This is a genomic window from Methylomonas sp. Uni0009 (genome assembly GCF_054188105.3).
In genome coordinates this window covers 4,355,062-4,378,293 of record NZ_JBTAFN010000001.1, presented here as the reverse complement: position 1 = coordinate 4,378,293, position 23,232 = coordinate 4,355,062, and the positions used below count along the sequence as shown (strand labels likewise).

At 49.0% G+C, this 23,232-nt stretch carries 21 protein-coding genes, 1 tRNA gene and 2 pseudogenes; 16 read left to right on the top strand and 8 right to left on the bottom strand.

Translation table 11 applies throughout. The features are described from left to right. Positions 1-11: 11 nt before the first annotated feature. Both ACWAU0_RS20220 and ygfZ read right to left on the bottom strand, forming a co-directional pair. Entirely contained in the window at positions 12-854 is an 843-nt protein-coding gene (locus ACWAU0_RS20220) for an HDOD domain-containing protein (RefSeq protein ID WP_171695051.1), read from the bottom strand. A gap of 14 nt (positions 855-868) precedes the next feature. Continuing rightward, the gene (ygfZ, locus tag ACWAU0_RS20215) at positions 869-1,822 is read right to left on the bottom strand and encodes a CAF17-like 4Fe-4S cluster assembly/insertion protein YgfZ (protein WP_458137719.1); all 954 of its coding nucleotides are present in this window, start codon (positions 1,820-1,822) and stop codon (positions 869-871) included. Positions 1,823-1,923: 101 nt separating this feature from the next. Between ygfZ and ACWAU0_RS20210 the strand changes: the two genes are divergently transcribed. The 3 genes from ACWAU0_RS20210 to ACWAU0_RS20200 are packed head-to-tail and all read left to right on the top strand — an operon-like array spanning position 1,924 to position 4,399. Then, complete coding sequence (locus ACWAU0_RS20210) at positions 1,924-2,331, top strand: protein YgfX (RefSeq protein ID WP_445369558.1); 408 nt, start codon at positions 1,924-1,926, stop codon at positions 2,329-2,331. Beyond that, positions 2,331-3,200: an HDOD domain-containing protein gene (locus ACWAU0_RS20205; RefSeq protein ID WP_458137718.1), complete on the top strand. Its 870-nt coding sequence runs from the start codon at positions 2,331-2,333 to the stop codon at positions 3,198-3,200. The genes ACWAU0_RS20210 and ACWAU0_RS20205 overlap by 1 nt, the downstream gene beginning before the upstream one ends. After that, positions 3,200-4,399, top strand: a complete 1,200-nt coding sequence (locus ACWAU0_RS20200) for a sensor domain-containing diguanylate cyclase (RefSeq protein WP_445369556.1) — start codon at positions 3,200-3,202, stop codon at positions 4,397-4,399. Before ACWAU0_RS20205 ends, ACWAU0_RS20200 begins: the two co-directional genes overlap by 1 nt. 264 nt (positions 4,400-4,663) lie before the next feature. Here ACWAU0_RS20200 and ACWAU0_RS20195 read toward each other — a convergent pair whose 3' ends face one another. Then, entirely contained in the window at positions 4,664-5,104 is a 441-nt protein-coding gene (locus tag ACWAU0_RS20195) for a tetratricopeptide repeat protein (RefSeq protein WP_445369555.1), read from the bottom strand. 277 nt (positions 5,105-5,381) lie between these two features. Between ACWAU0_RS20195 and ACWAU0_RS20190 the strand changes: the two genes are divergently transcribed. The 3 genes from ACWAU0_RS20190 to ACWAU0_RS20180 all read left to right on the top strand — a co-directional run bounded on the left by ACWAU0_RS20190 (position 5,382) and on the right by ACWAU0_RS20180 (position 7,610). Further along, positions 5,382-6,248: a hypothetical protein gene (locus tag ACWAU0_RS20190; protein WP_192395307.1), complete on the top strand. Its 867-nt coding sequence runs from the start codon at positions 5,382-5,384 to the stop codon at positions 6,246-6,248. 140 nt (positions 6,249-6,388) lie between these two features. Next, a complete protein-coding gene (ychF, locus tag ACWAU0_RS20185) occupies positions 6,389-7,480 on the top strand; it encodes a redox-regulated ATPase YchF (RefSeq protein WP_171695057.1) in 1,092 nt (363 codons plus the stop codon). 52 nt (positions 7,481-7,532) lie between these two features. Beyond that, a tRNA-Met gene (locus tag ACWAU0_RS20180) sits at positions 7,533-7,610 on the top strand. Positions 7,611-8,169: 559 nt separating this feature from the next. Here the strand turns inward: ACWAU0_RS20180 and ACWAU0_RS20175 are convergent. Then, the gene (locus tag ACWAU0_RS20175) at positions 8,170-8,982 is read right to left on the bottom strand and encodes an arylamine N-acetyltransferase family protein (RefSeq protein ID WP_458137717.1); all 813 of its coding nucleotides are present in this window, start codon (positions 8,980-8,982) and stop codon (positions 8,170-8,172) included. Positions 8,983-9,080: 98 nt separating this feature from the next. After that, positions 9,081-9,569, bottom strand: a complete 489-nt coding sequence (locus ACWAU0_RS20170) for a metallophosphoesterase family protein (RefSeq protein ID WP_458137716.1) — start codon at positions 9,567-9,569, stop codon at positions 9,081-9,083. A gap of 235 nt (positions 9,570-9,804) precedes the next feature. On the opposite strand from ACWAU0_RS20170, the gene ACWAU0_RS20165 reads away from it, so the two are divergent. The 5 genes from ACWAU0_RS20165 (at position 9,805) to ACWAU0_RS20145 (ending at position 13,710) form a co-directional block, all read left to right on the top strand. Beyond that, positions 9,805-10,233, top strand: a complete 429-nt coding sequence (locus tag ACWAU0_RS20165) for a YciI family protein (RefSeq protein ID WP_458137715.1) — start codon at positions 9,805-9,807, stop codon at positions 10,231-10,233. 48 nt (positions 10,234-10,281) lie between these two features. Next, the gene (locus tag ACWAU0_RS20160; RefSeq protein WP_458137714.1) at positions 10,282-10,881 is read left to right on the top strand and encodes a hypothetical protein; all 600 of its coding nucleotides are present in this window, start codon (positions 10,282-10,284) and stop codon (positions 10,879-10,881) included. Positions 10,882-10,899: 18 nt separating this feature from the next. Further along, a complete protein-coding gene (locus ACWAU0_RS20155) occupies positions 10,900-12,468 on the top strand; it encodes an NACHT domain-containing protein (RefSeq protein ID WP_458137713.1) in 1,569 nt (522 codons plus the stop codon). Between the two features lie 63 nt (positions 12,469-12,531). After that, positions 12,532-13,281 (top strand): IS5 family transposase, encoded by a 750-nt coding sequence (locus ACWAU0_RS20150; protein WP_129871393.1) that lies wholly within the window; start codon positions 12,532-12,534, stop codon positions 13,279-13,281. A 48-nt stretch (positions 13,282-13,329) separates the two neighbouring features. After that, positions 13,330-13,710: a pentapeptide repeat-containing protein gene (locus ACWAU0_RS20145; RefSeq protein ID WP_494521985.1), complete on the top strand. Its 381-nt coding sequence runs from the start codon at positions 13,330-13,332 to the stop codon at positions 13,708-13,710. A 144-nt stretch (positions 13,711-13,854) separates the two neighbouring features. Here ACWAU0_RS20145 and uvrA read toward each other — a convergent pair whose 3' ends face one another. Together uvrA and ACWAU0_RS20135 are read right to left on the bottom strand one after the other, a co-directional pair. After that, on the bottom strand, positions 13,855-16,671 hold the full coding sequence (uvrA, locus tag ACWAU0_RS20140; protein WP_458137711.1) for an excinuclease ABC subunit UvrA: 2,817 nt from the start codon (positions 16,669-16,671) through the stop codon (positions 13,855-13,857). Positions 16,672-16,772: 101 nt separating this feature from the next. Further along, positions 16,773-17,279, bottom strand: a complete 507-nt coding sequence (locus tag ACWAU0_RS20135) for a hypothetical protein (protein ID WP_523070828.1) — start codon at positions 17,277-17,279, stop codon at positions 16,773-16,775. 92 nt (positions 17,280-17,371) lie between these two features. On the opposite strand from ACWAU0_RS20135, the pseudogene ACWAU0_RS20130 reads away from it, so the two are divergent. Then, positions 17,372-18,429: pseudogene (locus ACWAU0_RS20130) on the top strand (IS481 family transposase). Positions 18,430-18,605: 176 nt separating this feature from the next. Then, a pseudogene (locus ACWAU0_RS20125) lies at positions 18,606-19,355 on the top strand (IS5 family transposase). Between the two features lie 68 nt (positions 19,356-19,423). On the opposite strand, the gene ACWAU0_RS20120 reads toward ACWAU0_RS20125, so the two are convergent. Continuing rightward, positions 19,424-19,765 (bottom strand): coiled-coil domain-containing protein, encoded by a 342-nt coding sequence (locus tag ACWAU0_RS20120; RefSeq protein ID WP_458137709.1) that lies wholly within the window; start codon positions 19,763-19,765, stop codon positions 19,424-19,426. Between the two features lie 152 nt (positions 19,766-19,917). Here ACWAU0_RS20120 and ACWAU0_RS20115 point away from each other — a divergent pair, with 152 nt between their 5' ends. From ACWAU0_RS20115 to ACWAU0_RS20105, 3 genes are all read left to right on the top strand, one after another. After that, on the top strand, positions 19,918-21,303 hold the full coding sequence (locus ACWAU0_RS20115; RefSeq protein WP_458137708.1) for an MFS transporter: 1,386 nt from the start codon (positions 19,918-19,920) through the stop codon (positions 21,301-21,303). A 36-nt stretch (positions 21,304-21,339) separates the two neighbouring features. Next, entirely contained in the window at positions 21,340-21,801 is a 462-nt protein-coding gene (locus tag ACWAU0_RS20110; RefSeq protein ID WP_033158801.1) for a single-stranded DNA-binding protein, read from the top strand. A 165-nt stretch (positions 21,802-21,966) separates the two neighbouring features. Continuing rightward, complete coding sequence (locus ACWAU0_RS20105; protein ID WP_171695124.1) at positions 21,967-23,220, top strand: tyrosine-type recombinase/integrase; 1,254 nt, start codon at positions 21,967-21,969, stop codon at positions 23,218-23,220. Positions 23,221-23,232 lie beyond the last annotated feature (12 nt).

Sequence of the window (23,232 nt, the reverse complement as noted above, 5' to 3'; positions counted from 1 at the left end):
GCTTTCAATTCTCAAAGGAACATTGAATGGGCGAGTTCGATCTCTTCAGAGACCCCTTCAATTTCCAGAATTTCGGTATCAGGCTGTATGCCCAGTTTCACAAAAGCGGGTACGGTGTTCCAGTCGACGCGGCAGGCTGGATGGTCGGTGCCGGCGATGCTTTGCAAAAATGCGACTTGCACTAAATCGACGTAATCGGCCTTGGCTCCGGAGTCGCGCTGAAAATCCACATATTCGGACGGCACCAGTTTCAGTTCTTCCGGGAAATTCCAGGTGTTCATGATCAGTTTGCCAACATGCGGGTGGGCTTTTTCCAATAACTTATCCAAACGGGATGGGCTGTCTCTAAACTCCGGAATTTTTTCAACCAGCGTCAGTATCGGTAATTTACCGATTTGATGGATGAGCCCAGCCAGCATCGCTTCGTCGGCGTTTAAATGCGGCACAAAAGCGGCCAACGCCCGACTGATCGCCGAGACGTTCACGCCTTGCTCCCAAGTGCTGCGGAAATAACCTTCTAGTAAAGCCGTGGTGGGCGTGAACATTTGCTGCATGATCAAGCTGGTAATCAGCGTGCGAATAGTGTTGTTACCGAGCCGGGTTACGGCCATTTGAATATTTTTGATTTCCATGGTGCCGCGATACAGAGGGCTGTTGGCCACTTGTATCAAACGGGCGGAAATGGCGGCGTCGGTTGCGATGATCTCGGCCAGGCTTTGCGCGGTGGCATCGCCTTTACTCACAGCATCGCGGACTTTGATGGCTACATCCGGTAAGGTAGGCAGGATTAATCGGTTGGCGTCCAGTTCCGCTTGCACATGGACTAAAAAGTCTTGAACAGATTTGAATTGCATGGATTGAATTTCCGCTATTGATCCGAAATTATCGCGATTGGCGTCCGATAGTCGTCATCAAGTATAAGGTTTTTTGGCAGTCCATCAACTATTTGCAAGACCACCAGCGCCCGGTTTATTTCGGACCAGACCGCGTTAGCCAATACGCACCCCATGCTTTGCTGAGAAATACCGTCTAACACCTTGCAGCCATTAACCACGCCGCTGGCTGAGGGCTGACACTCGGCGATAAACAGCGCGCGTTTAACTTTGCCCAGATAGTGGCTGCGAGCCACGATTTCTTGGCCTGTGTAGCAGCCTTTACTAAAACTGATGCCGCCAAGTTGGTCAATACCCAACATCTGCGGTATGTGCTGTTCCGATTGGTTAATATCGAACCAGGGTAGGGCAGTGGAGATGTCTTGATAACGCCACTCGTCCAGGCAGCCGGATTCGAAATCGTATCGGCTACTGAGTAATCCGGCAAATTCATCGATCTGATCAGGTGTACCCAGTGTCAAATAACGCGGGGCGCCAGGTAGTTTAATGGTCGTTAACGGTATTTGCCCTACAGCGAAATTGCCTGTTGGAGCGTCTATCTCAGGCGCAAAACCCGATATGCCCAAAATATGCATGTTTCCAGTTTGATCCTGCAATGTTACATCGGCACGCAATACGTACATCCGCAATTTTTTTAACACCGTGTCGAGCAAATCCGCAGGCAATATCAGGTAAAAAGACGCTGGCGATTTAACTACCAACAGTGTACTGATGACTCGGCCCTTGGCGTTACAGAATCCGGCTATACTGGCTTGCGATGCCGATAAATCATTAATATTGCACGTCAGCTGGCCTTGTAACAGTTTTGCGGCATCCTGACCGCTGACTTCTATAAGGCTAAGACCGGTGGACGCGAAAATTTTTTTGGATAAAGCAAGTGCATTGGGTTCGCTAAAAGCGTTTGTGTGATTTGTGCGGTCTTCAAGCATGGCGGCAACGTTTGTAGGAATACATGAACATAATTTAGCAGGGTAGTTTACCTTAGCTCGAAAAAGGTGCAGCGATTGTGTCGAAAAATCTTGAACAGAGCATGAATTTTAAAGTGGAGCGCTCGAAGGCGCTGAGATTCGTTGTTAGCGCTATTCACAGCGCGGCGCTGGCGGCATGTTGGCTAAACGCGCTACCTTCGCCATACAAATATTTGCTGACGATGCTGGTATTACTAAGCTGGCGAAACAATATGGCATTCGGCAAAATTGATGTTACTTATCTGCGCTATACTCCTCAGTATGGATGGTCGCTGCTTGGAACGGGCGACCACTACAGTTCTATCGAGATTCAAGCGTCAACTGTGGTAAGTGGATTACTGATCGCACTGCATTGGGTGCACGATGAAGGGAGGTGTCAATCGATGATAATTCCAAAAGATGCAATGAGTAACGACGATTACCGCAAACTCTCGGTTTGTTTAATTATTTCAGGTTATGGTCATGGTTGATGAATGCCGGTGTGAAGCAAACAATTGAACTGCAAATCGGTTCGCTGAAAAACTTGCCGGTTTTGCCCGAGGCGAGTCTGCGAATTCTGGATGTCATCAATACGCCGGACATACCCATAGAAAAGTTGGCGGATGCCTTATCGTTATCGCCTGGTTTAGTTGCTAGATTGCTTGGATTAGCAAATTCGGCCTATTTCGCCCGTGGCAGAAATGTCTCAGATATTCGCACCGCTATTTTTCAGGTCTTGGGTCTGGATTTGGTGAAGGCTTTGGCACAGGCAATTATTTTTAATGTCCAATTTGATACGCGCAAATGCCAAGGTTTCGACGCCGAGTATTTTTGGATACGCTCATTAACCACCGCGGTATCCGCCCAAAAACTGGCGATCGAAATTCCGCAATTGCGAGCATTTACGCCATCGACAATTTATTCCGGTGGATTACTTCTTAATATCGGCATATTGGTGCTCGGCTATTTGCAGCCGGAAGAGCTGCATGAAGTGTTTGTCGAATGCAAAAAAACGGGTTTGCCTGTAAGTCAGGGAATTTCTCGACAAATGGGCCAGAGCCATTATCAAATCGGTCATTTTTTATTGCGTAAATGGCATTTGCCGGTTTTGTACCAAGTGCTATTAGACAATTATGAAAATAAGGACTTTGAAGGGATAGAACTGCCCTTGCTGATTTTATTGAGGGTTTGTGAACGCTTAAGTGTAACCGTGATTTCAGGGGAGTCGATTAATCTGCAAGAGTTTGAATCGGAATGCCGGCAGATTAAGTGTCCATTGTGTAACATACAAGAGCTTGCTGAACAACTGGCAGAAAATCAGCCCGCTATGCAAAAACTTGCCGCCATCATGGGGAATTGATGAACCAGCCTAGCGCAAACAGTCAAGATGTGAAACTGGCAGGTTTCGGCGTGCAGGATTTGCTGATAGATCTTGTCAATGCGCTGTCTGCAGTGAAACAGTTATCCGAAATCGATTGTCAAGTCGATGATGAAAAAACCCTTATCAGACAAGCTTTGGCAAGCCTTATCCAATATCAAGATATGGAGCGGTGCTCTTTTTTTATCGTGGATAGCGAAGGCTTATTAAGCAATGTTGCCGGCATTAGTGCGGGCGAGCTTGGCGCTCCTGAAGTAAATATGGATAGCTCTTTGCGCTTTAGAGTAGGGGAAGGCTTGATTGGCGCTGCCGCGGCCACCGGTGTTTTGCAGCATTGTCAAAATTGCCACGAAGATAAGCGATTCGAAAAAACCGGAAACTCGAAGCAATCGCCCGGTTCAATTATCAGTGTGCCGGTATTTACTTTCAATCGCACCCTGATTGGCGTTTTAAACGTATCGCATCCGCAAGCCTATTATTTCAACGATTGGCATATCCGTTTGTTGGAAGTTTATAAAAACATTCTTGGTCAGTTGATTACCACTAGGCGCCTGGTTCAGCATATGGAACAGCAAATTGCTTCCAGGACGGCCGAGTTGGAGAGTTTGGTTGCCGAAACCAATCAACTTAAAGATCATTTTGCCAGTATGTCCATGCATGACCAGTTAACAGGCTTGCATAATCGGCGGTTTTTTTATGACCAAGTCGAAGTCGTTATCGCTCACCATAAGCGCTACAAAACCGGTTTTTGTTTGCTGGTGATGGACATCGATCATTTCAAAGTCATTAATGATCGCTTCGGACATTTGTTCGGCGATCAAGTGCTGACCGGTGTAGCTAAAGCGTTAAAGCGGCAAGTGCGTAATACCGATATTCTGGTACGTTTTGGTGGCGAAGAGTTTGTAGCAATTTTTACTAATACCCGCTGCGATAGCGGTAAAACATTTGCGGAGCGCATTCGTCAGGAAATCAAAACCCTGGAATGGTCTATCAATCAAGAGGTGGTTAATTTGACCCTGAGTATTGGCATATATTGCTTGAATAGCGATTTAATTCAATCCGAACAAGCCCCAGACATTGATCAAATGATTAATTACGCCGATGCTGCGTTGTATCAAGCTAAAGCCAGCGGCCGAGATAAGACGATAGTATTCGGCGAAGCCTGCTCGGATCAGTTGTAAGAGTATTTGGGATGGTTCTTCGGGATATTCATAACCTTAAGTTGTGACTAAAAATATTTGAATTTCTCACTCAGCACGACATCAGGAGTGTCTGTCAGTCCGCTAGTTGATTTTTAGGTAATTACGTATTCTTGGTATTAATCCGGCCCTATTTATTAACGGTTATTCCGTCCGGGCTGAGCTGGTCGAAGCCCAAGCTGGTGTGACTGTCAACGGGCTCAGTGCCCTCAAGTACATTTTGGCGAACGGCATTTAAGGGCAGGGTCAATAATACAAATACCAGCGTCCTGTTCCCCAGTACCAATTGTAGCGATAGCCGGAATACCAGTTGTTATAAAAAATCTGTTGCCATCGTCTCCGCCATTGGTAATCGGCTTGCTCCGATTGGCGCGCTTTTACTGCTTCTTTAAGTAAGCTGCTTGCTTCTTTGTCGCCTTTGTTGGCGGTAATAGACAACCATTTTTCAGCCTCGCCCGGATCGGATCCCATTTCACCAAGACCAGTCAAATAAACCCTACCCAGTGCTTTTTGAGCATCGAAGTTGCCTTTCTCGGCGGCTTCGCGCATCCATTTGATCGACTTGTAGGTATCTTGACGAACGCCGTCCGCTCTAAAGAAACGTAGCGCCAAATCGTAAGCGGCGCGCGGATCGTTTGCGGCCAGTTCTTCAAGTGCTTTGATTTTGGCGCTGTCTTCGGCGGACATCGCCGGCTCCGGTTGAAAAGAGGCATAGTCTTTCGGGCGGTCCGCGCATCCATTTTCGTCGCAAATTCTAATGGTGTCCGACTTAACTTGTTTTTCTTGATGTGTACAGGCGACAAGGCCAAACGCTACGAATAAAACAAATAGCGTTGACAAAAAAGGCTTTTTTGAATGCATGAGTATTTCCTTTTTCTTTTTATAAGTTTTGGTCTATTATCGCTCGAATTTTTTAGTTTGCTAGGCACCATTAACTGAATGGCAATTTTTTGGAGTTTTTTGGATGAGCGTTAAATCAATTCGAGATTTATCATTACTGGTCTCTGTTTTTGCTTTTGCCGGCTGCGCGCAACAGCCTGGCTTGCAGACAGGTGGTAGTTCAAATTTAGTTTCTGGTTCTGCCGGCGGCGCGACCAGCGTCAACGCCAATAAGTCGTTGGAACGTTGTGCAAGCCCATTGGGTACCTTGGCGGTCAGCGACGGGCGTTTTTCGGGTGCATCAGGGGTTACCACGGTTGATCCGTTAATCCGCTTGGCGGTACAGCAATCCAATTGTTTTATTATTACCGGCATTGGCAATATGAGCACCAGTGCCATGCTGGATAGAATCACCGATCAACAAAGAAACTCCGGAGAATACCGCTCAGGTTCAAAACAACACAAAGGCCAACGTGTTGCGGCTGACTATCTACTCGATCCGCAGATTATCGTCGCTAACGAATCGACAGGCGGACAACAGGGCTCTATCGGTGCCGGATTAATCGGTGCCGGATTAGGCGCTGCCGGATTGGGCGGTCTAGGCGCCATTGCCGGCGCAGTTTCGCATGCCGTGGAAACTCGAACCACCGATGTGGCGCTTACCCTGACCGATATTCGTTCAACGGTGCAAATTGCCATTTCCCAAGGCAGTGCCACCGCAAATAACATGAGTACCTCGGGCGGCGGCGCATTCGGTGGATGGGGAGGGCTTTTTGCCGGCGCGGCGGGCGGCAGCATAGGTATGTACAGCAGAACTCCGGAAGGCATAGCGACTGCGGCAGCCTTTTTTGACGCTTATAACAATATGGTCCAGTCGCTCAGAAACTATAAGGCGCAAGAAGTGCAAGGCGGTGGCGGCAGCGGTCAAGGCGGCGTTTTGCAAGTCAAATAACCAAACGATAGCGCATCGCTCGCAAGCGATGCGCTACTTCTCGCATCGGCACGGCCGTATTCTTAAATTCTCTGTATAATCGCGCCCGCACTCTTCCGGTTCATCCGGCTCCCGTTAAACTATCCTTCTGTATAAAATTCATGGCACTACACTGCGGAATCGTTGGGCTGCCCAACGTCGGTAAATCAACTTTGTTCAACGCGCTTACTAAAGCGACTATCGCCGCCGAAAATTATCCTTTCTGCACTATCGATCCTAACGTCGGCGTCGTCCCGGTTCCTGATCCGCGCATGGATAAACTCGCGGAAATCGTCAAACCGGAACGGGTGTTGCCCACCACGATTGAGTTTGTCGATATAGCCGGCCTGGTGGCGGGTGCCTCGAAAGGCGAAGGTCTGGGCAACCAATTTCTGGGGAATATTCGCGAGACCGATGCCATTGTCCATGTTGTGCGCTGTTTTGAAGACGACAATGTGATTCATGTTGCCGGCAAGGTCGATCCGATTAACGATATCGAAGTCATCAATACCGAATTGGCTCTGGCCGACATGTCTTCCGTCGAGAGAGCGCTGCAAAAAGCCGCAAAAGCGTCAAAGTCTGGCAATAAGGACGAACTGGCGAGAAAAGACGTTCTGGAACGGGTGCTGGATCACCTCAATGCCGGAGAAGCCGTGCGTACTCTAGGCTTGACCGAGGACGAGGCTAAACTTATCAAGGAATTATGTCTGATCACCATCAAACCGACTCTATATGTTGCCAACGTCCAAGATGATGGATTCGACAATAACCCGATGTTGGATAAGGTCAAGGCTTTTGCCGAGAAGGAAGGTTCCAAAGTGGTTGCCGTCTGCGCCGCGATAGAAGCGGAGATCGTGCAGTTGGATGAAGACGAAAAGAAAGAATTTCTCGAAGATTTGGGCTTGGAAGAGCCGGGCTTGAACAGGGTGGTGCGTGCCGGCTACGAGCTCTTGAATCTCTCGACGTATTTCACTGCTGGCGTCAAGGAAGTCAGGGCTTGGACAATTCCGGTCAATGCGACCGCGCCGCAGGCGGCGGGCGTAATCCATTCCGATTTCGAAAAAGGTTTCATCCGCGCCGAAGTTGTCTCGTATGCGGATTTCATCGCATATAGCGGCGAACAAGGTGCCAAAGATGCCGGTAAATGGCGGTTGGAAGGCAAAGAGTATAAAGTCCAGGATGGGGATGTGATGCACTTTCGTTTCAATGTTTGACAATAGAAAAGACGCGCCCTATAATGCGCGTCTTTTCAAAGCTGTTCCCAGTGGCGATATAGCTCAATCCGGTTAGAGCGCGGGATTCATAACCCCGAGGTTCCAGGTTCGATCCCCGGTATCGCCACCATTTAAATCAAGGACTTGCGTTAATTCGCTAGTCCTTTTTTTATGCCTGCGAGATATTGAGTACCGGTTGGTATAAAAACGACAGTACTCAGCAGCACACTAAACTGCTCTGCCGGTTAATCCTACTTCACAATTAGCAACCGTATTGACGGTTGGTCACGCTCTTCAAAAAGCTGTGTTAACTGCAGAGTAATTCACTAGCATGTAGTCCTGGTGCTGGACTGAATTTGGCTCCGAGGCCTTGGGTAAGCGCACATCGACGGGTGCGATAAACGCGCGACAAGACTTGCCTTAAAGTGCTCGCCGAGTTTGGAAATAAATTTTCCCTGCTACAGCATACGTATGAGAATGCCAAAATCATTTTTTTACACCCAGTTTGCCTTGCTGATAGCACGCGACCTTTGTATTAGCCAGTTGTGTCGCCATTTCCAAGCAAAAGCCGTTTCAGACATCTTGAGCGATGGATAAATCGTCAAGTTTGCTTGAACAAATAGGCAAATTTGCCGAGTACCTGCTCAGACAGGGCGCTGCAATGCCGATAAAACCCGCCGGACAAATGCTTAGTTATCCCGGTTTAATGCCAAGCGCTCGGCGAGGCGGCGCAACTGCTCACTGTTGAGCGCTATATCAAACTGCTCGTCCAGCAAGTCATTTAATTGCGCCTGACTGTCAATTGAATGGCTAATTTTCTCATCCGCGCGGCATCTTGAAAACTGGGTATTGAACAATTGTACCCAGCCTTCGGCGGTATTCCGGCAAATCAATAAATTTTGCGACAGCAGCGATTGGTCCCAGATTGTGCATACCAGGTTGGCCGCGTCCAGGTCGCAGCGTTGCACTTTTGAGCGGTCGAAACTATACAAGGCAAACCACTCGCCGTCCTGTAGCCGTTCGAGCACCGTTTCTCCGGATTCCGCCTCCTGGCGCAACCGAAACCGGTTGTGGTCCTGATTTTGCGTCTGCTCGGTATTCAGGCGCAACGGTCGATAGTGGCTAGGCCCGCCGAAGCCGGCATCCACCAGCCACGATTCGCCTTCAGCCTCTACGATAAACGCCAAATGCAGGCGCGGTCCGCCCTCGTTACGGCCCATTCGCACTCTGGCCATAATCGGCTGATACGCAAATCCCAAGGCATCCAGCGCCTGTCCAAACAACCCGTTCAATTCGAAACAATAGCCGCCGCGTCGATTGGCGACGATTTTTTCCATCAACGCCGCCGTTTCCAACTCGGGCAGTAAGCCCAATAGCGGATTGATGTTTTCGAACGGAATAGCGCCGAGTTGCGCCTGTTGCAATTGGCTGAGCCCGGCGAGGGTCGGCTCCGGTTTGGCTATGCCGATGCGGTTTAGGTAAGCGTTAAAATCAAAACTCATGGGGTAATCTTGTAGAGTAAAAAAAGCGATTAAAAGGAAGAGAATCGTGCGCCGGCAATCCAGCAGGTGGCAACGATAACAAATTCTTGCAATCGGTTTCAAACCGCCAGCTCGACGATTCGCGCCTCGATTGCGGTATCCCTGATGACAAGTTCGGCAACGGCTATCGGCAATTTGAACCGGCGTGGACCGGCGCTGCCGGGGTTGAGACACAGCACGCCATCGCGTTCTTGAATCGAGGGTTTATGCGAATGGCCGGAGATGACGACGCGAATCCCGGCCGCGACTGGATCAATGCGCATCTCGGTCAAATCGTGAATCACGTAAAGGCAGGCTTGCTCAACTGTCACACTGGCGCTAAGCGGCAGTTCCTCAGCCCAAGCACCTTTATCGTTGTTACCACGTACCGCCGTGACTGGTGCCAACTCGTTCAGCCGCTGCAACACCTCCTGTTTGCCGATGTCGCCGGCGTGGATAATCCGCGCGCAACCCTGCAACGCCGCCAGCGCCTCGGGGCGGAGCAAGCCGTGGGTGTCTGAGATGATTCCGATGCGCTGAGTAGTTGGGGGTTCGGTTTCGGTAGCCATTTTGGTGCTAGTTTACGCCGAATTTGGGGCGATTAAATTAAAGTAAAAGCCGATACAGGAATCGTTGCGACCAAAGCTTAATCAAGCCAATGCAGGCTATGAAGACTGTCAATGGTCCCCATAGCCTTTGCATAATCGAAAAATAGTTTTTCGAGCCGTTGTCGATTTGGAAGCTTCTCAAACGATTATGTGCCGAAAGCCTTCTTGTCTTCATAAACCAACTTGGGAGAAAACCATGAAATACATTTGCTTCGGCTACCTGGACGTCGAAAACTGGACTAGTAAGCCGGAAACCGAACAACTAGCCATGATCGATGCCTGCTTTATCTACGATGCAGTCCTGAAGAAAAACGGCAATTGGGTAAGCGGGGAAGGGCTGCAAGGCCCCAACACCGCGGTCACCCTGCGTTACCGAAACGGCGAGGTTTTCCGCACCGACGGCCCTTACGCCGAAACCAAAGAACTGTTGGGCGGACTATTGATTTTGGACGCGACGGATATTAATCACGCCATTCAATTGATATCCAACCACCCCGGAATCAAGATGGGGCCTTGGGAAGTTCGCCCCGCCGAGGATTTATCGGCCATGATTGCCGAAAGCGAGAAGCGGCGGTTGGTAGCGAGTTTGGATTCAAATCGACAGGCTGGTGGATCGGAATACTAGAATTTGGTAAAACCTAGTTTTTATTCTCTGCAACTGTCGACACAGAAAATGGATATTCAACGCGGTTTAACCATCAGCAAGCCCGTTTCAATCTGGAATAAGCCACTAAAAATTGAACCGAAAAAGTTTTTCCTCGGATTAGCGAAATCCCTAGCCAAGGGTGTACAAGGAGAATTGGAAGATGCGACGGAGACCTTAGCCGATGCTCTGACTGATTTGAAATCTGATGACAAAGCCGGTCAACTTGCGTGGCTGTTGATCTACCGAGCATTCACGGCGGCTCTAGTGGAATTGCTAGATGACAGTCAGGATTTGTTTAACCAGAATTCTATTGACGATTCAACGCTAGAAAACCTGTCGGGTATTCTTGCCGATCATCTCGATGGTTTAACCGTCAGCATAGACTCTGAGTTTTTCCACAAGCCGCAACAATTGCCATTACTGACTGAATTCGGTAAATCCATGCAGCAATGGCTAGCAGGTTTGAGTTTGCCGGAAATTCAAGCTCAAGCGCTGGTTCAGCGCTTACCCGACAAATTTGTATTAGCGCTACACAGCGAATGGTTGAAAGATTCGGAACGATACGTATCAATCACCGCAGCAATCGATTCGCCTTTTACCAAGGCAGCTCAACAGCAACGCCAATAGCTGCATTACAGCGCTTGGTTGCGCGAACAAGTTAATCAGCGCATGTTTGCTGAGGCTTTCAGCCTGCAAAGTGTTTATGTGCCGTTGCGCGCTTACTATGAAGAATCACCCAAAGAAATCAAACACCGCGCTCTTGACCATGAAAAGTCTGAAACTACCCGTCACGTGGTTGATTTACAGACCGAGTTAACTCAGTGGGTACAGCATTTTAACGCTGATGATGCGGTGCGGTTGATTAGTGGCGGCCCGGGTTGCGGAAAATCGTCGTTCTGTAAAATGTTCGCCACCCATGTGGCCGAGCACATTGGGATTAAAGTTCTGTTTATATCGTTACACTTGTTTGATCTATCTGCGGATTTGATTGATGCAGTGGGGCGCTTTGTCAATCAAAATCGCTATTTGGTTGGCAACCCTTTAGATGCCAAAGAGGGAGAGAGTCGATTATTGGTGATTTTCGATGGTTTGGATGAGCTGTCGATGCAAGGTAAGGCGGCGGCGCAAGTGGCGCTGGAATTTGTCGACGAAGTGTTACGTAAACTCGATCACTTCGCTGCGCAGAAATTGCAACGGCAAATATTGATTAGTGGTCGCGATTTGGCAGTGCAAGCTAACGCCAATAAACTCCGCCAGCCCAAACAAATATGGCACGTTCTGCCGTACTTTGTTCCGGAAAAACAGCTAGAGCAGTATCAAGACGTGCAACATTTGCTGAATGAAGATCAGCGTCAGATTTGGTGGAAAAAATATGGTCTAGTCCGCGGTAAAAACTATCAGTGTATGCCGGAGAATTTGTCCGGGGATAATCTCACGGAAATAACCTGCTGGCCTCTACTAAATTATTTAGTAGCCTTGAGCTACCAGCGCCAGCAATTGGAATTTGATTCAGACACCAGTTTAAATCTGGTTTATCAAGACTTATTACAAGCTGTATATGAGCGTCAGTATGAAGGCAATAATCGCCGACACCAAGGCACCGGTAATCTCAGTTTTGCTAACTTTTGTCGAATCTTGGAAGAAATTGCGTTAGCGATTTGGCATGAAGACGGTAGAACTACTACGGTCGAGAACATCCAAACAAGATGCCAAAAAGGTAGTCTTCATCGCTATTTAGAGGAGTTTCAAGAGGGGGCTGAAAAAGGCGTAACTCGCCTGTTAACGGCATTTTATTTTCGGCAAAGTGGTGAAATTAAAGGCGATAAAACCTTCGAGTTTACGCACAAAAGCTTTGGTGAATATTTGACTGCTTGCCGCATCGTCAGAATGCTGGATAGGGTTTGCAAACAAATACTACTTCACGATGAAGATCCTGATGAAGGTTGGGATGAGCGCCAGGCATTAGTGCATTGGGTTGAGATTTGCGGGCCGACTGGAATTAATTTTTACCTGGATTCGTTTATTTCAGATCAGGTTGCATTAGCACCTTTAGACCAAATTCAACAATGGCAAGTGATGTTGATTCGGTTATTAAAATCGGTGTTTTCTCATGGCATGCCGATGGAAAAGATGGGGTTGTGCAATTTTCAGGAAATGCTCAGGCAATCCTGCAATGCCGAGGAAGCATTAGGGGCTGTTGCCATTTTGTCATAATCCCTTTGAAAATCGATTGGCGAGCCATATTGATTGAGTTTTCAATCAAACGATAACTAGCGAATGCCACGCCAACTGCTTACAGATACCCACTGGGAAAAGCTAAAAACGATTATGTTGAGTTTCAGCATTTACGACAAACCCGGTCTTCGGCAAACGGTCGAAGGGATTTTTTATCGTTTGCGTGTTGGCTGCCCTTGGCGAGACTTGCCCGTCGCTTTTGGCAAGTGGAATGCCGTGTACAAGCGCTTCAATGCCTGGTCACTGCAAGAAAAGCTGAGGGGTATCTTTCAGGCGCTAGTGATTGAGCCTGATTTGGAATGGCTATTTATTGATGGCAGCATTATTAAAGCCCATCAACACAGTAGCGGCGGCGCCCATGAAAATCCAACAGCCATCGGGAAATCGGTCGCAGGCAACACGACCAAAATCCATATGGCGGTTGATGCCGGTGGACTTCCCATCCAGTTTTCGATTACGGGGGGCGAAGTACATGACTGCAAAGAAGCGCCGGAATTTGTGGCCAAGCTCCCCCAGGCGGGCTACATGATTGCAGACAAAGGGTATGACAGCGAGCCGTTACGGATTCAAATTCGAGACCAAGGCACAGTCCCCATCATCCCAAGAAAACAAAATTCAATAGTCGGGAATGAGGAAATGGACTGGTGTCTCTATAAATATCGCCACCTCGTTGAAAACGTATTTGCGCGACTGAAACATTTTAGAGCTATTGCCACCCGATATGACAAACTAAAACGCAATTTTGAAGGTGCTATCGCCCTGGCTTGTGCATTTATATGGTTACCGATGTGAAACGGCAACAGCCCCTATTTGTTTTCTAGCTCTTTAGCCTTTTTGGATTTGGAAGCCAGTGCGCTGTTTGGGCAATTCTTCTGGGGAGCCGATTTTGAAGGAACGGATTTGTCACATGCTAGTTTTTCTGGCACAGAGCTCTGTGAAGCATTTATGGATGGCGCATGTTTGGTAGAAGCTCATCTTGAAGAATCAAATTTGGGCTTTGCGTCTCTAAGATATGTCAATTGTGAAGGCGCAATTCTAATCAACGCAAACTTTAGAGAAGCAGACCTAGAGGGGGCTAACTTTAAAGACGCGAATATTGCGGGTGCAAACTTCGAAGGCGCCAATCTGAAAAATACAAATCTTCACGAAGCACTGAATTTCGAATCGGCGAATCTTAAAAACACTATTTACGACAAAAGTAATCCTACTTCTACAGATTAGGTTGGAATAAGCTTTTCTCCTCGTTCCAACGCGCTGCGTTGGAACGAGTGGCTAGGCCGCGTTGCGGTTATTTGCACCGCAGCGCGGTGCTTTCCGGTTACCACGCAGCGCGTGGGAACTAGGGGAAAAGATCGTGAACAGGCTCTAAGCAAAAAACCGCTTCAAATACGTCCCGGTATGCGAGCTTTTGTGCTTGGCGATTTGCTTGGGCGTACCTTCCGCCACCAGCAGGCCGCCGCCGCTGCCGCCTTCCGGGCCCATGTCCACAATCCAGTCGGCGGTTTTGATCACGTCCAGATTGTGCTCAATGATGATTACGGTGTTGCCGTGGTCGCGCAGGGTGTGCAACACGGTCAGCAATTGTTTTATGTCATGAAAGTGCAGACCGGTGGTCGGCTCGTCCAGGATGTACAACGTGGTGCCGGTGTCGCGTTTGGATAGTTCCTTCGCCAGTTTCACCCGTTGCGCCTCGCCGCCGGATAGAGTTACGGCGTTCTGGCCCAGCGTGATATAGCTCAATCCCACGTCGATCAAGGTTTGCAGCTTGCGGGCCAGGCTGGGGATGGCCGAGAAGAATTGGGTGGCGTCTTCCACGGTCATTTCCAGCACTTCGTGGATGGTCTTGCCTTTGTAGCGGATTTCCAGGGTCTCGCGGTTATAGCGCTTGCCGTGGCAGATGTCGCAAGGCACGAAGATGTCCGGCAGAAAATGCATTTCTACTTTAATCACGCCGTCGCCGGCGCAGGCTTCGCAGCGGCCGCCCTTGACGTTGAAGCTGAAACGGCCCGGCGTGTAACCGCGCGAGCGGGCCTCCGGCGTCGCGGAGAACAGCTCGCGCACCGGTGTGAAGATGCCGGTATAGGTAGCCGGATTGGAGCGAGGGGTGCGGCCGATGGGGCTTTGGTCGATGTCCACTACTTTGTCGAAGTGTTCCAAACCTTCAATCGCTTCGCAGGGTGCTGGAATGCAACTGGCGCCGTTAATCAGCCGCGCGGCATGGCTGTATAACGTATCGTTGATCAACGTCGATTTACCCGAACCCGAGACGCCCGTCACGCAAGTCATCAAACCCACCGGAAAGCTGACATCGACATTTTGCAGATTGTTGCCGCTGGCTTTGCGGATGGTAACTTGTTTGCTTGGATCGCGCGGCGTGGTTTTCTTGGGAATGTCTATGCTCAAGCCGCCGGACAAATACTGGCCGGTCAAGGAATTGGGATCGGCCAGTATTTGCGCCGGTGTGCCTTGCGACACAATCTGCCCGCCGTGCACGCCAGCACCGGGACCGATGTCCACCACATGGTCGGCGGCGCGGATCGCGTCTTCGTCGTGCTCGACCACGATGACGGTGTTGCCCAAATCGCGCAATCGAAACAGCGTGTTCAGTAGGCGTTCGTTGTCGCGTTGGTGCAAACCTATCGACGGTTCGTCCAGCACGTACATCACGCCCACCAGGCCGGCGCCGATCTGGCTGGCTAGCCTGATACGTTGCGCTTCGCCGCCGGATAAGGTGTCGGCGCTGCGGTCCAGCGTCAGATAATCCAAGCCCACGTTGACTAAAAACTCCAGGCGTTCCTGAATTTCCTTGTTGATTTTGGCGGCGATTTCGCCACGGTGTCCGGGAATATTCAAGCCTTGAAAAAAGCCCAAGGTTTGTTTAATTGGCAAGCGGGTGACGTAATGCAAAGGTTGCTCATCGACAAACACGTTGCGGGCGCCAATGTTTAACCTTGCGCCGTCGCACACCGCGCAAATTTGTTGCGCTAGGTATTTCGACAATTCATCGCGGACCATTTGCGAATCGCTCTCGTGGTAACGGCGCTGCATATTGGGAATGATGCCTTCGAAGGCGTGGCGGCTGGTTTTGGGTTTGCCGTTGCCCATTTGAAAGGTAAAGCTAATTTTTTCCTCGCCGCTGCCGTACAGAATTGCTCCCTGTACATCTTTAGGTATATGCGAGAACGGCGCTTCTGGATCGAAATTGTAATGCTCGGCCAAGGCGCAAATAATTTGATAATAGTATGCGTTGCGCCGATCCCAGCCGCGTACCGCGCCGCCGGCCAGGCTGATCTCAGGATTGTGCACCACCAATTGCGGATCGAAGTGCTGGCGCACGCCCAGACCGTCGCAACTGGGGCAGGCGCCTTTCGGGTTGTTGAACGAGAAAATACGCGGTTCTAGTTCGCTGAGGCTGTAGCCGCAATGTGGGCAGGCGTAACGTTCGGAGAACAATAATTGCTGATCGTTTTCCATCGATGCGGCAATTGCCAAGCCTTCGGATAAGCGTAGCGCTGTTTCGAAGGATTCGGCCAAGCGCAGTTGGATGTCATCACGGATTTTGAAGCGGTCGACGATGACTTCGATGGTGTGTTTTTTCTTTAAATCCAGGGCAGGCGGCTCGTCCAACTCGTAGACTTCGCCGTCGATGCGGGCGCGTAAAAAGCCTTGGGCTTTCAAATCTTCCAGCAGCAACACGTGCTCGCCTTTGCGGTCGTTGATCACCGGCGCCAGCAGCATCCAGCGCTCGCCTTCCGGCTGGGCCAACACTTGATCAACCATCTGGCTGACGGTTTGTGCTTCCAGCGATACGCCGTGCTCCGGGCAGCGCGGAATCCCGACTCTGGCATAAAGTAGACGCAGATAATCGTAAATCTCGGTGATGGTGCCGACCGTGGAGCGCGGATTGTGCGAGGTCGATTTTTGTTCGATGGAAATCGCCGGCGACAAGCCTTCGATATGATCGACGTCGGGTTTTTCCATCATCGACAAGAACTGGCGGGCGTAGGCGGACAAGGATTCGACGTAACGGCGCTGGCCCTCGGCGTAAATCGTGTCGAACGCCAACGATGATTTGCCGGAGCCGGACAGGCCGGTAATGACGATCAACTTGTCGCGCGGCAAGTCCAGATCGATGTTTTTTAAATTATGAGTGCGGGCGCCGCGTATGCTGATGGTGTCCACTGCTGTGCATTCCTGTTTTTTTGAACAACTCCATACTATACGGGGAACGGTGGGCGTTGGGCAAAGAGCGATTTGCTTATGTAGGTTCGTAAGGGGGATGCTCAAGGCGATACATAGATCCATTCCTGGGTCTTGAAGTTATAGCTCCACCAGTCCATGTAATCGTAGGTTACATCGTATATCAGAGTTGGCTGGCCGTCGTAGACATGGAAATACACTCTGCAGCAATCGCGCGCTGCTCGGGAATCAATTCCCATGTCTTTTAGCTTATCCGGGTATCGCTGGTTTTGTAGGTAAAACATTTCAATAGTTTTGGCGATTTGATGGCTCTTGGCTCTGACGCTGTAGTGTCGATAGATGTGGAAAACGAGTACGCTGCTTAGTGATGCTAAAATAATGGCAATCGCAGTCAGGCGGATGGCGCGTTGCAGTGGCGAACGCCAGTAACGCAGGATTTGGATAACTTGGTAGAGCAGTGCTGCTATGGCAATCGGTATGATGATGTAGGCTTTGAGTCGCTCACAACATAAAAAGGTTGCAATGGCAAATAGGATTACGGTGCTCTTATTTGCTTTAAGCAGGGGTAATATTTTATTTGTATTAGTCACGACTTGATCTGACACATCGACTTGAAAAGATGAGAGTTACCGGTTTTGATAGGGGTGTCGAATCCTTACACAAAACACAAAAGGTAACTCCCATGATCCATACAAACAATCCGATCATTAAACACAAAGCGGGGCTGTTAAATTTAGCCCAAGAACTGAATAACGTCTCCAGAGCCTGCAAGGTGATGGGTGTCTCGCGCGATACGTTTTATCGTTATCAAGAGCTTGTGGCCGAAGGTGGCATTGATGCCTTAATCGACAAAAACCGCCGGTCTCCGAATCTGAAGAATCGCGTCGATGAAAGCATTGAGCTAGCAGTGAAAGCCTATGCGGTTGAGTGGCCAGCGCATGGACAGCATCGAACCAGTCATGAACTGCGTAAACAAGGGGTATTCGTATCCGGCAGCGGCGTTCGCTCCATCTGGTTACGGCATGACCTGGAGAACTTTAAAAAGAGGCTTAAAGCACTGGAAGCCAAGGTAGCCGCCGAAGGGTTAATGCTGAGCGATGCGCAGATTGCGGCGTTGGAGAAAAAGCAGCAGGATGATCAAGCCTGCGGCGAAATCGAAACAGCCCACTTGTGCCCTGTGGGTATCCCGGTTACCTGGGTTCGCAGGATACCTTTTACGTTGGCAACCTCAAAGGGGTTGGGCGGATTTACCAGCAGACTTACGTGGACACCTACAGCAAAGTCGCTCACTGCAAACTGTACACCACCAAAACGCCGATTACTGCCGCGGACATCCTGAATGACAAAGTATTGCCGTTCTATGAAGCCAACGCATTACCCGTTCTACGCATTCTGACGGATCGCGGCACAGAATATTGTGGCAAGGTCGAACAGCATGATTATCAGCTATATCTGACGATCAACGACATCGACCAGACCAAAACCAAGGCCATGTCGCCGCAAACCAATGGGATTTGCGAACGCTTCCACAAGACCATCTTGCAGGAGTTCTATCAGGTCACGTTCCGCAAAAAGCTCTATAGCGACCTGGATGAACTCCAAAAAGATCTGGACGAATGGCTGGTTTATTACAACAATGACCGAACTCATCAGGGCAGAATGTGCAACGGCAGAACGCCGATGGATACCTTGCTGGATGGAAAACAGATTTGGGCTCAAAAAAATCTGAACCAAATCTAATCTGACAGACACCCCGCAAAAACGGTAACTGTCAGATCAGGTCTGAGCTAATACACAAACGCTAAGGCCGGTTTCCCCGTGCATATTTAGGGGCTGTTGCCATTTTGTCATAATCCCTTTGAAAATCGATTGGCGAGCCATATTGATTGAGTTTTCAATCAAACGATAACTAGCGAATGCCACGCCAACTGCTTACAGATACCCACTGGGAAAAGCTAAAAACGATTATGTTGAGTTTCAGCATTTACGACAAACCCGGTCTTCGGCAAACGGTCGAAGGGATTTTTTATCGCTTGCGTGTTGGCTGACCTTGGCGAGACTTGCCCGTCGCTTTTGGCAAGTGGAATGCCGCGTACAAGCGCTTCAATGCCTGGTCACTGCAAGAAAAGCTGAGGGGTATCTTTCAAGCGCTAGTGATTGAGCCTGATTTGGAATGGCTATTTATTGATGGCAGCATTATTAAAGCCCATCAACACAGTAGCGGCGGCGCCCATGAAAATCCAACAGCCATCGGGAAATCGGTCGCAGGCAACACGACCAAAATCCATATGGCGGTTGATGCCGGTGGACTTCCCATCCAGTTTTCGATTACGGGGGGCGAAGTACATGACTGCAAAGAAGCGCCGGAATTTGTGGCCAAGCTCCCCCAGGCGGGCTACATGATTGCAGACAAAGGGTATGACAGCGAGCCGTTACGGATTCAAATTCGAGACCAAGGCACAGTCCCCATCATCCCAAGAAAACAAAATTCAATAGTCGGGAATGAGGAAATGGACTGGTGTCTCTATAAATATCGCCACCTCGTTGAAAACGTATTTGCGCGACTGAAACATTTTAGAGCTATTGCCACCCGATATGACAAACTAAAACGCAATTTTGAAGGTGCTATCGCCCTGGCTTGTGCATTTATATGGTTACCGATGTGAAACGGCAACAGCCCCTAGTAAGTTGCATCAATCCTTACAGATGCTTCAGCATGTCCCGTTTGCTAGCGTTAACCCAATGCGCTCAACTTAAGCAACAACGCCGAAATCAAGGCAGTTTGCAACAAGCCCACGCTGACTATCCAGCGGATCAATTCGCTTTTGGTTTCGGCCAATTTGGCGTCTTGCTTCAGCTCCAGCTCCTTGATGTCGCGCTTAAGGCCGGTTTCCAGTTCCTTTAAGTCGCGCTTGGTCGATAAATCATCCAAATCGTAATCGTGTTTCGCTTGTTCCAATGTTGCGGAAATGGCGGTTTTTTGCAACTTGGTGATGATTTCCGCTTGCTCTTCGCTAAATCCCGCTGCTTTCAGTTCTTTCACAAATTCATGGGTGTCGAACATGATCGCAGTCATTTTGGTTTCCTAGATGGATATTTTCCGCTGCATTCTAACACGCGAAAATCCTTGGCAAATACTCTTCAGGCTTCATTCCGGCGCTGGAGTCTCTCCTTGATAAACTGGTACTATAGCCACCTTTAACGACGCAAGGCAAAGGGGAGTTTGGTTTGACACAGGTTCAGGATATTACCAGTCCGATGACGGCCATGGAGAAGCGGGCTACCGTGTCGCTGGCCAGTATCTATGCGCTCAGAATGCTGGGTTTGTTCATGCTGCTGCCGGTGTTGTCGCTGTTTACCGAACAAATGCCCGGTTCGACGCCCAAGCTGGTAGGTTTGACGATGGGTATCTATGGCCTGACGCAGGCCATCCTGCAAATTCCGTTCGGTTTGTTGTCGGACCGTTTCAGCCGTAAGACGGTCATCGTGATTGGCCTGATTTTATTTGTCGCCGGCAGCGTCTGGGCGGCGCTGGCGACCGATATTTACGGCGTTTTGATTGGGCGAGCCTTGCAAGGCTGCGGGGCGATTTCTGCTGCGGTCATGGCCTTGCTGGCCGACTTGACCCAGGAAGTACACCGCACCAAAGCCATGGCGACCATAGGTGCCAGCATCGGCGTGTCGTTCGGGGTGGCTATCACTCTGGGACCTATCATCGCCCATCATTTCGGCATTGCCGGCATCTTCTGGATGATTGCGGTATTGGCGGCGCTGGCCATTTTGGTGATTCTGTTTGTCGTGCCTAACCCGGAAAAAATTACCACCCACCGCGATGCCGAGTACATCCCTTCGGAGCTGGGTTCGGTCATCAAGAATGCCGATCTGTTGCGCTTGAACTACGGTATTTTTGCGCTGCATTTGATCCTGATGGCCAGTTTCGTGGTGGTGCCGCTACTGATGCGCGATGCTGGTTTGCAAGGCGGCAGCCATTGGCTGGTATATCTGCCGGTGTTGGTGACGTCGATGGCTATGATTATCCCCTTCGTGATCATCGCCGAGAAAAAGCGGCAGATGAAGAAAGTGTTTATCGGCGCGATTGCCACCTTGGTGATTGCCAACATTGGCTTTGTGTTGCTGCACGGCGAGTTGATCGGATTGATCGCTTGCTTGTGGATCTTTTTCTGCGGGTTCAATCTGCTGGAAGCCACCTTGCCGTCATTGATTTCCAAAACCGCACCCGGCGACCTAAAAGGCACGGCGATGGGCATCTATTCCAGCGCCCAATTCCTCGGCGCGTTTTTAGGCGGTGGCGCTGGTGGCTGGTTGTACGGCGAATTCGGCGCCGCGGCGGTGTTTATGTTTTCGGCGGGCGTTGCCGCCAGCTGGATAGTCATCGCGCTGTTCATGTCGCCACCGCGCTACTGGGCCAATTTGCTGTTGCCATTGCAGGCGATCAAACCCGAACGCGGAGCGGAATTTTCCAAAGCTTTGTTGGCGATTAACGGCATTGAAGAGGTACGGCTGCATTTCGAAGAAAATGCCGCGTATCTGAAAGTCGATAACCAGCAGCTCGATAAAAATCAATTAGGTCTTTTTTTGAAGCAGTGGCAATAAGCCGCTGTTACTCGCAATTTTTACACGGAGAACACCATGCTGAATAAAGTTATGCTGATCGGCCGCCTCGGCGCCGATCCGGAAGTGCGCTATATGCCGAGCGGCGATGCTATTACCACGATACGGTTGGCCACCGATAGACGCTGGAAAGATAGGCAAACTGGTGAGCGCAAGCAAGAAACCGAATGGCACCGGGTAGTGTTTTTCAGTGGTTTGGCGAAAATCGCCGGCGAATATCTGAAAAAAGGTAGCCAATGTTATGTCGAAGGCCGTATCCGTACCCAAAAATGGCAAGGCCAGGACGGTCAAGATAGGTACACAACCGAAATCGTTGCCGACAATATGCACATGCTGGACAGTAAAAGCGGCGGCACTGCCAGCTACTCGGACAATAATACTCCGCCGGCCAGTAGCTATGACAATCGCTCTTCCGGACCTTCAGGCCCACAAGCTGCGCCGGCTTCCTATGACGATTTCGACGACGATATTCCGTTCTGACCCTTACCTTAGATTTATTTTGTAATGTTTTTTGATTTTTTAGTATAAAAAACATTGCCTTACAAATGAAGCTTACGGAAAAAATAGAAGAAATCCGTAAGCTTTTTTTGTGAGATATTTTCGGTTATCATATACCTAGGGTTTTTGTAATGACGTGAGGTGGTGATGTATCGATACAAGACATTCAGGTTTCCCAACGGGGAGCGACATGGGGTGCTGGTAAGTGGAGAACTTGGGGAGCCTCTTATTTATCAAAATCTATATGTGACGATTCATCATCGAAACAAACATGATTCCATCAACACAATTAGATCAGTTATTGGTGTGCTTGGATTCTTTGCGACACTGTGTGATTTATTAGAAATCGATATCGAAGCTAGATTCCGTAAAGGTAAGCTACTAACGAAGCCAGAAATTGAATCAATTGGCTTGTGGGCAACTAAACCGATTGAAGCACTGTTTGAAAATAAAAATGCAGGGAAAAACAACAACGTCATACCTATTAATCTTAAAAGACTGGAATTAGCACGTCATACGATCATCATTGATGAGAACCTTGTTGAGCCAAACACAACATACAACCGATTAACAGTAATTTCTAAATATCTTGAATGGCTGGCGAATACGTTTGACCTAGCAACTGAAAAAGAAATTGAACGGATGGTGAACAGAATTATTAGTCATCGACCGGTAAAAGTTTCATTTGAAGATAATGTAAACTTCAAATCATTGGATGAAAATCAGAAAAAGAAGTTAATGGAGCTAGTTGAATTAGATTCTCCGAACAATCCATGGCAAGGCGAAGACATTCGTTTTAGAAATAAATTGATAGTGCATGTCTTTTATTATGTAGGTTGTCGGAAGGGCGAGCTATTGTCATTAAAAGCCACAGATTTAGACCCTGGCACCAAACAAATTAGCATTAGAAGAGACGCTGATAATCCAAATGATCCGCGCACAAATCCGCCGCTAGTAAAAACTAAAAGTCGAGATATTGATATTATCGATGAGATTTATTTAATGCTTGAGGATTATGTTATTAAATATCGTTCAAAAGTGAAAGGTGCCAACAAATGCCCTTATTTATTTCTCAGTCATCAAAGAGGGGCAAGAAGTGCCATGCCACTCTCTCACTCGGCAATTGATAAGATTTTTTCAGAGCTTACGAACGTTTTAGGTTTTAGTGTTCATGCACATGCACTTCGTCATGCATGGAACGATGACTTTAGCAGCATGGTAGAGCCTTATTTACATTCAGGAGAAATGTCAGAGTCAGAAATAGAAGACCTGCGCAGTTATTTAATGGGATGGAAAGAAGACTCAGGTACAGCGAAAACATATACAAAACGATTTCAGCATAAGAAGGCAATGAAAATTGGGTTGCAATTACAAAGAAGAATAATTGGTGTCGAAAAATAATGTGCTTTAAAA

Bases quoted from the DNA above. Each gene is read 5' to 3' on its own strand.
- ACWAU0_RS20220 (WP_171695051.1), bottom strand. From the start codon at position 854: ATGCAATTCAAATCTGTTCAAGACTTTTTAGTCCATGTGCAAGCGGAA.
- ygfZ (WP_458137719.1), bottom strand. From the start codon at position 1,822: ATGCTTGAAGACCGCACAAATCACACAAACGCTTTTAGCGAACCCAAT.
- ACWAU0_RS20210 (WP_445369558.1), top strand. From the start codon at position 1,924: ATGAATTTTAAAGTGGAGCGCTCGAAGGCGCTGAGATTCGTTGTTAGC.
- ACWAU0_RS20205 (WP_458137718.1), top strand. From the start codon at position 2,331: ATGAATGCCGGTGTGAAGCAAACAATTGAACTGCAAATCGGTTCGCTG.
- ACWAU0_RS20200 (WP_445369556.1), top strand. From the start codon at position 3,200: ATGAACCAGCCTAGCGCAAACAGTCAAGATGTGAAACTGGCAGGTTTC.
- ACWAU0_RS20195 (WP_445369555.1), bottom strand. From the start codon at position 5,104: ATGTCCGCCGAAGACAGCGCCAAAATCAAAGCACTTGAAGAACTGGCC.
- ACWAU0_RS20190 (WP_192395307.1), top strand. From the start codon at position 5,382: ATGAGCGTTAAATCAATTCGAGATTTATCATTACTGGTCTCTGTTTTT.
- ychF (WP_171695057.1), top strand. From the start codon at position 6,389: ATGGCACTACACTGCGGAATCGTTGGGCTGCCCAACGTCGGTAAATCA.
- ACWAU0_RS20175 (WP_458137717.1), bottom strand. From the start codon at position 8,982: ATGAGTTTTGATTTTAACGCTTACCTAAACCGCATCGGCATAGCCAAA.
- ACWAU0_RS20170 (WP_458137716.1), bottom strand. From the start codon at position 9,569: ATGGCTACCGAAACCGAACCCCCAACTACTCAGCGCATCGGAATCATC.
- ACWAU0_RS20165 (WP_458137715.1), top strand. From the start codon at position 9,805: ATGAAATACATTTGCTTCGGCTACCTGGACGTCGAAAACTGGACTAGT.
- ACWAU0_RS20160 (WP_458137714.1), top strand. From the start codon at position 10,282: ATGGATATTCAACGCGGTTTAACCATCAGCAAGCCCGTTTCAATCTGG.
- ACWAU0_RS20150 (WP_129871393.1), top strand. From the start codon at position 12,532: ATGCCACGCCAACTGCTTACAGATACCCACTGGGAAAAGCTAAAAACG.
- ACWAU0_RS20120 (WP_458137709.1), bottom strand. From the start codon at position 19,765: ATGACTGCGATCATGTTCGACACCCATGAATTTGTGAAAGAACTGAAA.
- ACWAU0_RS20110 (WP_033158801.1), top strand. From the start codon at position 21,340: ATGCTGAATAAAGTTATGCTGATCGGCCGCCTCGGCGCCGATCCGGAA.
- ACWAU0_RS20105 (WP_171695124.1), top strand. From the start codon at position 21,967: ATGTATCGATACAAGACATTCAGGTTTCCCAACGGGGAGCGACATGGG.